Origin of the sequence: Sporichthya sp. (assembly GCF_013815995.1) — a bacterium.
In the GTDB taxonomy this organism is placed as follows: Bacteria; Actinomycetota; Actinomycetes; order Sporichthyales; family Sporichthyaceae; genus Sporichthya.
The window spans coordinates 1-11,277 of record NZ_JACDFE010000153.1 but is presented as its reverse complement, the minus strand read 5'-3'; the positions used below and the strand labels follow the sequence as shown (position 1 = coordinate 11,277).

Annotated in this window: 15 protein-coding genes; 14 read left to right on the top strand and 1 reads right to left on the bottom strand. The window is 71.6% G+C overall.

The annotated features are described in order from the left end of the window. The coding region (locus H0X00_RS16320; protein ID WP_293772866.1) for a glycine-rich protein at positions 1-686 on the bottom strand (686 nt) is incomplete at its 3' end. Positions 687-896: 210 nt separating this feature from the next. Here H0X00_RS16320 and rpe point away from each other — a divergent pair. From rpe to H0X00_RS16250, 14 genes are all read left to right on the top strand, one after another. Then, positions 897-1,583 carry a ribulose-phosphate 3-epimerase gene (gene rpe / locus H0X00_RS16315; protein WP_293772864.1) on the top strand — a complete coding sequence of 229 codons (687 nt, stop codon included), beginning with the start codon at positions 897-899 and terminating at the stop codon, positions 1,581-1,583. 3 nt (positions 1,584-1,586) lie between these two features. Then, positions 1,587-2,717, top strand: a complete 1,131-nt coding sequence (gene ribD, locus H0X00_RS16310) for a bifunctional diaminohydroxyphosphoribosylaminopyrimidine deaminase/5-amino-6-(5-phosphoribosylamino)uracil reductase RibD (RefSeq protein ID WP_293772863.1) — start codon at positions 1,587-1,589, stop codon at positions 2,715-2,717. A 3-nt stretch (positions 2,718-2,720) separates the two neighbouring features. Beyond that, positions 2,721-3,350, top strand: coding sequence for a riboflavin synthase (locus H0X00_RS16305; RefSeq protein ID WP_293772862.1), 630 nt, complete (start codon positions 2,721-2,723; stop codon positions 3,348-3,350). After that, entirely contained in the window at positions 3,340-4,650 is a 1,311-nt protein-coding gene (locus H0X00_RS16300) for a bifunctional 3,4-dihydroxy-2-butanone-4-phosphate synthase/GTP cyclohydrolase II (RefSeq protein ID WP_293772861.1), read from the top strand. The genes H0X00_RS16305 and H0X00_RS16300 overlap by 11 nt, the downstream gene beginning before the upstream one ends. Continuing rightward, positions 4,647-5,132: a 6,7-dimethyl-8-ribityllumazine synthase gene (ribH, locus tag H0X00_RS16295; RefSeq protein WP_293772860.1), complete on the top strand. Its 486-nt coding sequence runs from the start codon at positions 4,647-4,649 to the stop codon at positions 5,130-5,132. Before H0X00_RS16300 ends, ribH begins: the two co-directional genes overlap by 4 nt. An 11-nt stretch (positions 5,133-5,143) precedes the next feature. Next, complete coding sequence (locus tag H0X00_RS16290) at positions 5,144-5,407, top strand: phosphoribosyl-ATP diphosphatase (protein ID WP_293772859.1); 264 nt, start codon at positions 5,144-5,146, stop codon at positions 5,405-5,407. Positions 5,408-5,447: 40 nt separating this feature from the next. Further along, positions 5,448-6,296, top strand: a complete 849-nt coding sequence (hisG, locus tag H0X00_RS16285) for an ATP phosphoribosyltransferase (protein ID WP_293772858.1) — start codon at positions 5,448-5,450, stop codon at positions 6,294-6,296. Positions 6,297-6,372: 76 nt separating this feature from the next. Next, entirely contained in the window at positions 6,373-6,813 is a 441-nt protein-coding gene (locus H0X00_RS16280) for a PH domain-containing protein (protein ID WP_293772857.1), read from the top strand. Next, positions 6,810-7,499: an SseB family protein gene (locus H0X00_RS16275; RefSeq protein ID WP_293772856.1), complete on the top strand. Its 690-nt coding sequence runs from the start codon at positions 6,810-6,812 to the stop codon at positions 7,497-7,499. Before H0X00_RS16280 ends, H0X00_RS16275 begins: the two co-directional genes overlap by 4 nt. Before the next feature lie 269 nt (positions 7,500-7,768). Next, positions 7,769-8,434, top strand: coding sequence for a translation initiation factor IF-3 (infC, locus tag H0X00_RS16270; RefSeq protein ID WP_367186666.1), 666 nt, complete (start codon positions 7,769-7,771; stop codon positions 8,432-8,434). 64 nt (positions 8,435-8,498) lie between these two features. Further along, positions 8,499-8,693: a 50S ribosomal protein L35 gene (gene rpmI, locus H0X00_RS16265; RefSeq protein WP_293772854.1), complete on the top strand. Its 195-nt coding sequence runs from the start codon at positions 8,499-8,501 to the stop codon at positions 8,691-8,693. 84 nt (positions 8,694-8,777) lie between these two features. Next, the gene (gene rplT, locus H0X00_RS16260; RefSeq protein ID WP_293772853.1) at positions 8,778-9,158 is read left to right on the top strand and encodes a 50S ribosomal protein L20; all 381 of its coding nucleotides are present in this window, start codon (positions 8,778-8,780) and stop codon (positions 9,156-9,158) included. Then, the gene (locus tag H0X00_RS16255; RefSeq protein ID WP_293772851.1) at positions 9,079-9,960 is read left to right on the top strand and encodes an RNA methyltransferase; all 882 of its coding nucleotides are present in this window, start codon (positions 9,079-9,081) and stop codon (positions 9,958-9,960) included. Before rplT ends, H0X00_RS16255 begins: the two co-directional genes overlap by 80 nt. A gap of 199 nt (positions 9,961-10,159) precedes the next feature. Next, complete coding sequence (locus tag H0X00_RS16250; protein WP_293772867.1) at positions 10,160-11,221, top strand: HAMP domain-containing sensor histidine kinase; 1,062 nt, start codon at positions 10,160-10,162, stop codon at positions 11,219-11,221. Positions 11,222-11,277: the final 56 nt, after the last annotated feature.

Sequence of the window (11,277 nt, the reverse complement as noted above, 5' to 3'; positions counted from 1 at the left end):
CGGTTGGGTCCGCCCGCACCGGGGTCGCCGGCTTTGCCGCCGCCGGCTCCGCCGATGCCGCCGGTCTTCCCGGCGTACGTACCGCCGCCTCCGCCTCCGCCGGCGGACACCAGGGGGACCGCGACCTGCGGCAGGGTGTTGTGGGCCATCACGAACGACCCGCCGCCGCCGCCACCGCCGCCGCCACCGAACTGGTTGAACGGATCGCAGACATCGGTGCTCGGGTCCAGGCGGACCGTGCCTCCCGGCGCGCCGCCGTTCACCCCGCCGGCGCCGCCGGTGATGCCGTTGGCCGAGTTTCCGACGCCGCCGACGAACAGATCAAGAACCTGACCGGGCTCGACGTTGAGGACCGCGCTCGCGATGCCCCCGAGTCCGCCCGCGGCGCCAGGCACGCTTCCGGCGCGGGGGAGCGAGAGAGCGCCGTCGGTGCAGTCACTCGACTGGTCGGCATCGCCCGTGCCACCCGAGCCGCCGCGTGCGGCCACCAGCATGTTGACCACGCCGGCCGGCACGGTGAAGACGGTCGGGACCGCGGACGGCTTGGTGTAGAGGCAGCGCACCTTCGTGCCCTCGGCGGTGCACTCCGGGGCGAGTGGCGTGGTTCTCGCCGCCCCGGCCGATGTCGCCGTGACGGCGACGACCAAGGCGGCGGGCAACATCACCGTTGCCGTGCGGTTCTTCATGACTGCCTCCCCCGGAGAGGGCTCAAGCTAACCAACTCGATACCCGTGAGTAGAGAGGCCACACGAGGCATTTTCCCTTGCAAATAGGCGTTTCTGGCCAACAAGTCCGCACACCGACGAGGGCCTGCAGTGAGATCTCGGTAATCCGTTGGATTCCTCAGTTTCGCCCCGGCGCGAGGCCCGGAGCGTCGGCCGTTACGCTCCGCCTCCATGGGCGTCCAGATCTCGCCGAGCATTCTCTCCGCGGACTTCTCCCGGCTCGCCGAGGAGTGCGAGCGGGTTGCCGGGTCGGCCGACTGGCTGCACGTCGATGTCATGGACAACCACTTCGTGCCCAATCTGACGCTCGGTCTGCCGATCGTCGAGGCGCTGCTCAAGCGGGTGGCCACCCCGGTGGACTGCCACCTGATGATCGCCGACCCCGACCGCTGGGCCCCGGCCTACGCCGAGGTCGGCGCCGGCTCTGTGACGTTCCACGTGGAGGCGGCGCACGCCCCGATCCGGCTGGCCCGGGCGATCCGGGCGGCGGGGGCGCGGGCCGGCATGGCGCTCAAGCCGGCCACCGACGTCGACGCCTACGCCGACCTGCTGCCCGAACTCGACATGCTGCTGCTGATGACGGTCGAACCCGGATTCGGCGGGCAGGCCTTCCTCGACGTGGTGCTGCCCAAGATCCGCCGGGCCCGCGAGCTGATCGCCGGCCGCGACCTCGACCTGTGGCTCCAGGTCGACGGGGGAGTGGCGGCCTCCACCATCGAACGCTGTGCCGAGGCCGGGGCCGACGTTTTCGTCGCCGGCTCCGCGGTCTACGGCGCCGACGACCCGGCCGAGGCGATCCGCCGGTTGCGGGCGCAGGCGGAGGCGGCGACCGCTGCCTCGACCTGGGCCAAGCAGTAACCCGTGGCATCCCAGGCCGAGTACGCCGCGATGCGCCGCGCGCTGGCCCTGGCCGGCCGGGGCCTGGGCACGACCAGCCCGAACCCGGTCGTCGGGGCGGTGGTGCTCGACATTGTCGGCACCGTGGTGGGCGAGGGTTTCCATGTGAAGGCCGGCGGCCCGCACGCCGAGGTACTGGCCCTGGCCGCCGCGGGCACCCGGGCCCAGAACGGCACCGCCCTGGTCACCCTCGAGCCGTGCAACCACACCGGGCGTACCCCGCCGTGTGTGCAGGCCCTGCTCGACGCCGGGATCGCCCGGGTGGTGGTTGCGGTGCGCGACCCGTTCGCACCGGCGGCCGGTGGCATCGAGGCGCTGCGCGCCGCGGGCCTGGAGGTCGAGGTCGGGGTGCTCGCGGCCGAGGCCGAGCGGGTCAACGAGGTATGGCTGACGTCGGTGCGCACCGGCCGGCCCTTCGTCACCTGGAAGTACGCGGCCAGCCTCGACGGGCGCTCCGCGGCGGTCGACGGCACCAGCCAGTGGATCACCGGCCCGGCTGCGCGGGCCGACGTGCACCGGCTGCGCGCGGAGTGCGACGCCGTGATCGTGGGGGTCGGCACGGTGCTCGCCGACGATCCCGCGCTCACCGTGCGGGACGCCCCGGTGCGCAACGGCCAGCCCCTGCGGGTCGTGCTCGACAGCTCACTGCGTACCCCGCCGGGCGCACGGGTGCTGGACGACTCCGCGCCGACACTGATCTTCAAGGCGCCGGGCGCGGTCGCGGCGGACCCGCTGCTGTATCCGGGCGCCAAATTTCTGACGGTCCATCAGGCTGCTGATGGCGTCGGCCTGGACCTGGCCGCCGTGCTCGCCGAGCTGCACTCCCGGCAGGTGATCTCGGTCCTGCTGGAGGGTGGGCCGCGGTTGGCCGGGTCGTTCCTCGCGGCCGGACTGGTGGACCGGGTGGTCGGGTACGTCGCCCCGGTGCTGATCGGCGGAGACGGTCTGCCGGCCCTGGCCGGGCCGGGGGCCCCGACCATCGAGGCCGCCCGCCGCATGCGGCTGGACGAGATCACCCCGATCGGCCCCGACGTCCGACTGGTGGCCCGCCCGCCGGCGCCCGCGCCGGCTCCTCCGACCGATGTGGAGAATTGACCGATGTTCACGGGCATCGTCGAGGAACTCGGTGAGGTCCTCGGCCTGGAGACCCTGGCCGGGGACGCCGCGCGGCTGACCCTGCGCGGGCCGACGGTCTGCTCCGACGCCGGGCACGGCGACTCGATCGCGGTCAACGGGGTCTGCCTCACCGTGGTGGAGGTGACCGACGGCGCCTTCACCGCGGACGTCATGAAGGAGACCCTCGACCGCTCCGCGCTGGGCGCACTGGCGACCGGCTCCCCGGTCAACCTGGAACGTGCGGTGACGATGGCCACCCGACTGGGCGGCCACCTGGTCCAGGGCCACATTGATGGAGTCGGGGTCGTCCGAAGCCGGCGCGCGGCCGAGCACTGGGAGCTCGTCGAGATCAGCCTGCCGGTCGGACTTTCCCGCTACGTGGTCGAAAAAGGTTCGATCGCCGTCGACGGGGTCTCCTTGACAGTTGCCGCCCTGGGCGTCAGTTCCTTCACCGTCAGCCTGATCCCGACCACCCTGGCTGCGACTACCCTGGGCCGACGAGCCCCCGGCGACCAGGTAAACCTCGAGGTCGACGTGCTCGCCAAGCACGTGGAGCGGCTCATGCAGGCAGGTACGGACACTCAGGACCGGGAGGTGGCTGATGACGGCTGAGCACACCGGAACGCCCCCGGCCGACACCCGGTTCGCGTTCGACTCGATCGAACGCGCCATCGCCGACATCCGGGCCGGCAAGGCCGTGCTGGTCGTCGACGACGAGGACCGCGAGAACGAGGGCGACCTCGTCTTCGCCGCCTCCAAGGCCACGCCTGAGCTCCTGGCGTTCATGATCCGCTACACCTCCGGTGTGGTGTGCGTCCCGATGCCCGGCCCCGACCTCGACCGGCTCGGCCTGCCGCCGATGACCATGGTCAACGAGGACCGCAAGCAGACCGCCTACGCGGTCTCGGTCGACGCCCGGGACGGGATCTCCACCGGCATCTCCGCCCGGGACCGCTCGCGCACCATCCGGGTCCTGGTCGACTCCGCGACCGAGCCGTGGGAGCTGACCCGGCCCGGCCACGTCTTCCCGCTGCGCGCGGTCGAGGGCGGGGTCCTGCGCCGTCCCGGGCACACCGAGGCCTCCGTCGACCTGGCCCGGATGGCCGGGCTCACGCCCGCCGGGGTGATCTGCGAGGTGGTCAACGAGGACGGCTCGATGGCCCGGCTGCCCGAGCTGGCGAAGTTCGCCGAGGAGCACAGCCTCGCGCTGATCTCGATCGCCGACCTGGTCAACTACCGCCGCCGGGTCGAGTCGCAGGTGATCCGGCTGGCCAAGACCCGGCTGCCCACGGTGCTGGGGGAGTTCCAGGCCTACGCCTACGCCGACCGCGGCGCCGCGCACAGCGAGGACGAGCACGTCGCCCTGGTCCGTGGCGACGTCACCGGCGGCGAAGGCGTTCTGGTGCGGGTGCACTCCGAGTGCCTGACCGGCGACGCCTTCGGTTCACTGCGCTGCGACTGCGGCCCGCAGCTGCGCTCGGCGATCGCCCGGATCGACAAGGAGGGCCGCGGCGTCGTGGTCTACCTGCGCGGGCAGGAGGGTCGTGGCATCGGCCTGGCCCACAAGTTGCGGGCCTACGAACTGCAGGACCACGGCCGGGACACCGTTGACGCCAACCTCGACCTGGGCCTGCCGGTCGACGCCCGCGACTACGGCGTCGGCGCGCAGATCCTGCTCGACCTCGGGGTGCGCTCGGTGCGCCTGCTCACCAACAACCCGGCGAAGTGCCGCGGCCTGGAGTACTACGGCGTGCCGGTGCTGTCCCGGGTGCCCTCGATCATCGAGCCGACCCCGGAGAACGTGCACTACCTGCGTACCAAGCGGGAGCGGATGGGCCACGACCTGCCCGAGGACCCCGATATCTGCGGCGAGCACGACGACAGCGCTGGACCCGGGACGCCGTTTTCATGAGTGGGGCCGGAGCACCCAAGCTCGACCCGGATGAGCTCGGCGACGTCGCCGGGTTGCGGGTCGCCGTCGTCGCCGCGCAGTGGCACGTCGAGGTCATAGACGGCCTGCTCGAGGGCACCCACCGGGCGCTGAAGGAAGCCGGCCTGGCAGCTGCTCTGGTGCTGCGGGTGCCGGGCGCCTTCGAGTTGCCGGTGGCCGCCCGGCGGCTGGCCGCGAGCCATGACGCGGTTGTGGCGCTCGGCGTCGTGGTCCGGGGTGGTACCCCGCACTTCGAATACGTCTGTCAGGCCGCCACTCTCGGCCTGACCCAGGTCAGCGTCGAGACCGGCGTCCCGGTCGGGTTCGGTCTGCTGACCTGCGACACCGACGACCAGGCCTTCGCCCGCAGCGGGCTGCCCGGGTCCAGCGAGGACAAGGGCTACGAGGCGGCGCAGGCCGCGGTGCAGACCGCGGCGGCGCTGCGCAGACACCTCCTCACGTAGCCTGTCCTCCCGTGAAGACGTTCGACGGGCTGTTCGCGGAGCTGACCGCGAAGGTGGCCGCTGGTGACCCGGCGTCAGGAACCGTGCGCGCGGTCGCGGGCGGCGTCCACGGGATCGGCAAGAAGGTCATCGAGGAAGCCGCCGAGGTCTGGATGGCGGCCGAGCATGAAGGCGCCGACCGGGCGGCCGAGGAGATCTCGCAGCTGCTCTACCACCTGCAGGTGCTGATGATCGCGAGCGGGCTCACGCTCGACGACGTATACGCTCATCTGTAGAAGCACCCGCCCAGCCACCCCCTGAAAGGGGCCTTTTCCCATGCTCCGCGTCGCCGTGCCGAACAAGGGCTCGCTGTCCGAGCCCGCGTCCGCGATGCTGCGTGAGGCCGGCTACCGCCAGCGTGCGGACGGCCGTGAACTGGTGCTCCAGGACCCGGACAACGGCGTCGAGTTCTTCTTCCTGCGCCCGCGCGACATCGCGGTCTACGTCGGCTCCGGCCGCCTCGACGTGGGCATCACCGGCCGGGACCTGCTCCTGGACTCCGGCGCCCCGGCCGAGGAGGTGCTCGAGCTCGGCTTCGGCGGTTCGACCTTCCGCTTCGCCGCGCTGCCCGGCACCGCGGACTCGGGGGTTACCGAGCTCGGCGGCCTGCGGGTGGCCACCTCTTTCCCCGGACTGGTTGCCAAGCACCTGGCCGAGGCCGGCGTCAGCGCTGAGGTGATCCGCCTCGACGGTGCGGTCGAGACCTCCATCCAGCTCGGGGTCGCCGACGTCATCGCCGACGTGGTCGAAACCGGGACCACGCTGCGCCAGGCGGGACTGCGCGTGGTCGGCGAACCGATCCTGTGCTCCGAGGCCGTGATGATCCGGCGGGTCGGCGCCGCCACGGAGCCCGGCTTCGACCAGCTGGTCCGCCGCCTCCGGGGCGTGCTGGTGGCCCGCCGCTACGTGCTCATGGACTACGACTGCCCCGTCGAGGTGGTCGAGGCCGCGGTCGCGATCACCCCGGGCTTCGAGTCCCCGACGGTCTCGCCCCTGCGCGACACCGCCTGGGTCGCGGTGCGTGCGATGGTCCCGCGCCGGGACGCCCAGCGGATCATGGACGACCTCTGGGAGGTCGGCGCCAGGGCGATCCTGGTCACCGACATCCACGCGTGCCGGCTGTGAAGGGGCGGGAGGTCGGCGCCAGGGCACAGTGCCTGACCACCGACCTCCACGCCTGCCGTCTCTGACGCTCCGTCAGATGTCTGCTTTGGCCCTGCCGCACACCTGGCGGCCGCGCAAGACCCGGATCTTCTGCTACGTGATCGCCGGCGGTCTGCTCGTGGTGTTGGCGATCGTCGCGATGATCCTGCCGCACGATGGCGCCCGCGCCTGGAATCTGCCTTCGCGGATCGGGGTGTTCGCGGTCGGCATCCCGATGGCGGCCTTCCTGCATCGCCACGGCGATGTGCGGATCATCGCCTCGGACTCCGGGCTGGAGGTGGTGAACCTGTTCCGCCGGCACCACCTGAAGTGGGGCGAGGTACTCGCGGTCCGGCTCCGTCGCGGTGACCCGTGGGCCTTCCTGGACCTGTCCAACGGCGAGACCATCCCGGCGATGGGTATCCAGAACTCCGACGGCGACGCCGCCCCGAGGGCCGCGCGTGAGCTGGCCTCGCTGGTGCGCGAGAAGTCGGGATGAGCAGGCACATCCCCGACCCCGGGTTCGCCGGCGATGACGGCACCGCCGACTCGGTGCTGGTCGATGCGCTGGCCGCATGGGCCGCGGGCGGGTCACCCGACCCGGTGTACGCCTCGCTGGTGGGCGGCCGGGTGATGGTGCCCGTGGTGGCCCGGGCGGTGAACGTCGACGTCGTCACCGGCGCCGACAAGGAGACCGACATGATGCTGGTCACCATTCGCGGTGAGGACGGCCGCATTGCCCTACCGGCGTTCACCAGCCTGGCTGCCCTGGTCGCCTGGAACGACGAGGCCCGTCCGGTGCCGGTGGCGGCGAGTACGGCCTGCCTGTCGACGGTGGCGGAACAGGGCGAGTTGTTGATCCTGGACCCCGGCGGCCCGGTGACCTTCGCGGTGGAGGGACCCGCCCTACGGGCCCTGGCGCAGGGCCGGGTACCGGTTCCTCCGCTGGCCGACCCGGAGGTGGCCGCAGCGGTCGCCGAGGTGGCGGCGGGGGAGCCGGCGATCACCCGGCACCGCCTGGTCGCCTCCGAGGCCGGCGCCGACGCGGTACTGGTCTTCGGCCTGCGGGCGGACGTTGACCCGACGGGGGTCGCCCGGACTCTGGCGAGTGCCCTGGCCGCCCATCCGGTGCTCCGCGAGCGGCTCGATCTCGGCCTGGAGCTGGCCTACCTGCCCAACTGGTAGGCTGACCAGCGACCTTTTCGATCCGTTTGTGTTCGCCTTGCGGCGGACGCAGCTGGATCGGAGCACAAGTGGAGCCCGACTCCCACCCGCAGCGACCGCTTCAGGTCGTCGGGTCCCGGTCATGACGGCCCTTCGGGGCTGTCTGCGCACGACTTCGCTCTTGAATCAGGGCGGGGACGTGTGCCGGGTTGTCGGCTTCCGCGAGTGCGCGGAAGCCATTTTTTGTGCCTTCGGACGGTCGGCAGTCATCAGTTTTCGAGGGAGGCACTATCACCGCAGAGCCGCGCATCAACGACCGGATCCGCGTGCCGGAGGTCCGGCTGGTCGGCCCCAACGGCGAGCAGGTCGGCATCGTCCCGATCGCGAAGGCGATGGAGCTGGCCCGGGAGGCTGATCTCGACCTGGTCGAGGTCGCCCCGATGGCCCGTCCGCCGGTCGCGAAGCTCATGGACTACGGCAAGTTCAAGTACGAAAGCGCGCTCAAGGCCCGCGAGGCCCGGCGCAACCAGGCGCAGACCGTCATCAAGGAGATGAAGCTGCGCCCGAAGATCGACCCGCACGACTACGAGACCAAGAAGGGTCACGTCGTCCGGTTCCTCAAGGCCGGCGACAAGGTCAAGATCACGATCATGTTCCGCGGTCGGGAGCAGTCCCGTCCCGAGCTCGGGTATCGCCTGCTGCAGCGCCTCGCGCAAGACGTCGCGGAGCTGGGGTTCGTGGAGTTCAGCCCGAAGCAGGACGGCCGCAACATGATCATGGTGCTGGGCCCGACGAAGAAGAAGTCCGAGGCGATGGCCGAGGCACGGGAGGCACGCGAGGCGCGCATCGGTACCAAGCGCGACGGCGAGTCCGACGGCGAGTTCGAGGGCGAGCTCGAGGACCTGGCGCCGGAGGATTTCGGGACGACCGAGGTGGACGCCGCTCCGCAGGAGTGACCCACCGCACCCGCAGGGGTGTCCACTGGACTGAGCACGGCTGAGATCGAGGAGAGACGGCACCATGCCGAAGGTCAAGACGCACAGCGGCGCGAGCAAGCGCTTCAAGATCACCGGGACCGGCAAGATCATGCGCGAGCGCGCGAACCGCCGTCACCTGCTCGAGTACAAGTCCTCCCGGCGTACCCGCCGCCTCGCGATGGAGGCCGAGATGGCCCCCGGCGACGCCAAGCGGATCAGGAAGCTGCTGAAGAAATAGCGCGCGCGAGAGACCTACTCGCACCCTCGACCCCACCGAACCGGGGCTGCTCCCGCAGCAGCCCCTCGCATGAGGAGTTTCGACGTGGCACGCGTAAAGCGGGCGGTAAACGCCCAGAAGAAGCGTCGTCAGGTTCTTGAGCAGGCCAGCGGCTACCGCGGCCAGCGCTCGCGCCTGTACCGCAAGGCCAAGGAGCAGGTCACCCACTCGCTGACCTACGCCTACCGGGACCGCAAGAAGCGCAAGGGCGACTTCCGTCGCCTGTGGATCCAGCGGATCAACGCCGCCTCCCGCGAGAACGGCCTCACCTACAACCGCCTCATCCAGGGCCTGAACCTGGCCGGCATCGAGGTCGACCGGCGCATGCTGGCCGAGCTCGCGGTCAATGACCCGGCGGCGTTCACGGTGCTGGTCGAGACCGCCAAGGCCGCGCTGCCCGCGGACCGGAACGCCCCGGCGGCCTGACCCGCTGTCCGAACTCACCAACCTCAGGGCCGCGCCGGTCGCGGCCGCGCGTCGCCTGGCCAAGCGCACCTTCCGGACCCAGGACCGGCGGTTCCTCGCTGAGGGACCGCAGGCGGTCCGGGAGGCGCTCGGCCTGCCGGGCAACGTCGTCGAGCTGTTCGTTACCGGCGAGGCCGTCGGCCGCCACGCGGAGCTTCTCTCCGCTGCGGGCGACGTGCCGGTGCACCGGGTCTCCGGTCGCGTGATGACCGCGATCGCGCAGACCGTCACCCCCCAGGGGGTGGTGGCGATCTGCCGGTTCCTGGACGTCCCGCTGACGCTCGAGCCCGCTCCCCGGTTGGTCGCTCTGCTCGCCGAGGTCCGCGACCCCGGCAACGCCGGCACGGTGATCCGGGTCGCCGACGCGGCCGGAGCCGACGCCGTCGTGCTCACCCGCAGTTCGGTGGACCTCTACAACCCCAAGTGCGCCCGCGCCTCCGCGGGCAGCGTCTTCCACCTGCCGGTGACCGTCGAGGCCGACGTCGCCGCCACCGTGGCCGCCCTGCGGGCCGCCGGGGTGCAGGTGCTGGCCGCCGACGGGGCCGGCCCGGCCGACCTCGACGCCATGGACGACGCGGGGGACTTGGCCCGCCCGACCGCGTGGCTCTTCGGTAACGAGGCCTGGGGCCTCCCGGCCGAACTGCGCGCCCTGGCCGACCAGGTGGTCCGGGTGCCCATCCACGGCCGCGCCGAGAGCCTCAACCTGGCCACCGCGGCCGCCGTATGTCTCTATGCGTCCGCCCGCGCGCAACGCCGCGGCTAGGCGACGCGACCATTCGCTCATGCATGAGCCAGTGGTCGGTCGGTGACCGATTTGTCCCGATCCGGACGACCATTCGCTCATGCATGAGCGAGTGGCGGTCACAGCTGACTGTCAGATCCAAGGCAGGCGGGGTAGAACGGGGTTGCGGTAACGCAAAAAGTGCTCGCAATAATGATCTCTCCGCGATCCTGACGAGGTGATGGTGAGCGCGCCGGGGGACGCACAAGACGGTCGGATTCCGTACGACGACCTGCCTGACGGCGTCGTCGTCGCGGATGACTCCGGCGCGGTCGTGATCGTCAACGTCGCCGCCGAGCGCCTGCTGGGCCTCCCGTCCGACGAGCTGATCGGCAAAGACCTGGGCAGCGTGCTGCCGCTGGTCGACCGGAGCAACCGGGACTGGTGGGAGGTCTGCAACCCCTACGGGGGGCTGGCCATCCGCACCGGGCACCCGGAGCGCCCGCTGACCCTGGTCGGTGGCCGCGAGGTGCTGGTCTCCGCCCGCTACCTGCGCCCGGCCCGCCTCGGTCGGGTGACCCGGGTCGTGGTGACGCTGCGCAGCGGGGCCGCCCGGGAACGCTGGGACCGCGAGCGCGCCGAATTGGTCGCGATGGTCGCCCACGAACTGCGCAGCCCACTCACCGGGGTGAAGGGCTTCACCTCCACCCTGCTCTCGCGCTGGGACCGGTTCACCGACGCCCAGCGCCAGGAGATGCTGGCCACGATTGACGCCGACGCGGACAAGTTGGCCAGGCTGATCACCGAGCTGCTCGACATCGCGCGGATCGACTCCGGCCGCCTCGAGCTCTACCGCCGCCCGACCGACCTCGCCGAGTCGCTGCAGCGCCACGTCGCGCGCCGGATCGCCGCCGGCGGGGCACCGCAGAACTTCCGGATCGAGATCCCGGCGCCGGTCGGCGAACTGTGGGTCGACGCGGACAAGGTCGACCAGGTGATCGGCAACCTGCTGGAGAACGCCCAGCGGCACGGCAGCGGCGTGATCACGCTGCGGCTGGAGCCGGCTCCGGGCGGGGTCGCCGTGACCGTCAGCGATCAGGGCCCAGGGGTGCCGACCGAGCTGGTCGGGCAGATCTTCGGCCGGTTCTGGCGCGACCGCCGCCACGGCGGCACCGGTCTCGGGCTCTACATCGCCAAGGGCCTGGTGGAGGCGCACGGCGGGACCATCGGCGTCGGCCGCGCCCCCGGCGGCGGGGCGGCCTTCCGCTTCACGCTGCCGGAGCTCAACCCCGAGGACGCCTGAACCCTCCGGGACGTCGTCCCGCACGGGCGCGTGTCAGCCCGTATGCAGGCTGACAC

Excerpts from the sequence above, each read along its gene's own strand:
- ribH (WP_293772860.1), top strand. The coding sequence starts at position 4,647 with ATGAGTGGGGCCGGAGCACCCAAGCTCGACCCGGATGAGCTCGGCGAC.
- rpmI (WP_293772854.1), top strand. The coding sequence starts at position 8,499 with ATGCCGAAGGTCAAGACGCACAGCGGCGCGAGCAAGCGCTTCAAGATC.
- H0X00_RS16250 (WP_293772867.1), top strand. The coding sequence starts at position 10,160 with ATGGTGAGCGCGCCGGGGGACGCACAAGACGGTCGGATTCCGTACGAC.
- H0X00_RS16275 (WP_293772856.1), top strand. The coding sequence starts at position 6,810 with ATGAGCAGGCACATCCCCGACCCCGGGTTCGCCGGCGATGACGGCACC.
- hisG (WP_293772858.1), top strand. The coding sequence starts at position 5,448 with ATGCTCCGCGTCGCCGTGCCGAACAAGGGCTCGCTGTCCGAGCCCGCG.
- H0X00_RS16305 (WP_293772862.1), top strand. The coding sequence starts at position 2,721 with ATGTTCACGGGCATCGTCGAGGAACTCGGTGAGGTCCTCGGCCTGGAG.
- rpe (WP_293772864.1), top strand. The coding sequence starts at position 897 with ATGGGCGTCCAGATCTCGCCGAGCATTCTCTCCGCGGACTTCTCCCGG.
- H0X00_RS16255 (WP_293772851.1), top strand. The coding sequence starts at position 9,079 with ATGACCCGGCGGCGTTCACGGTGCTGGTCGAGACCGCCAAGGCCGCGC.
- H0X00_RS16300 (WP_293772861.1), top strand. The coding sequence starts at position 3,340 with ATGACGGCTGAGCACACCGGAACGCCCCCGGCCGACACCCGGTTCGCG.
- H0X00_RS16280 (WP_293772857.1), top strand. The coding sequence starts at position 6,373 with ATGTCTGCTTTGGCCCTGCCGCACACCTGGCGGCCGCGCAAGACCCGG.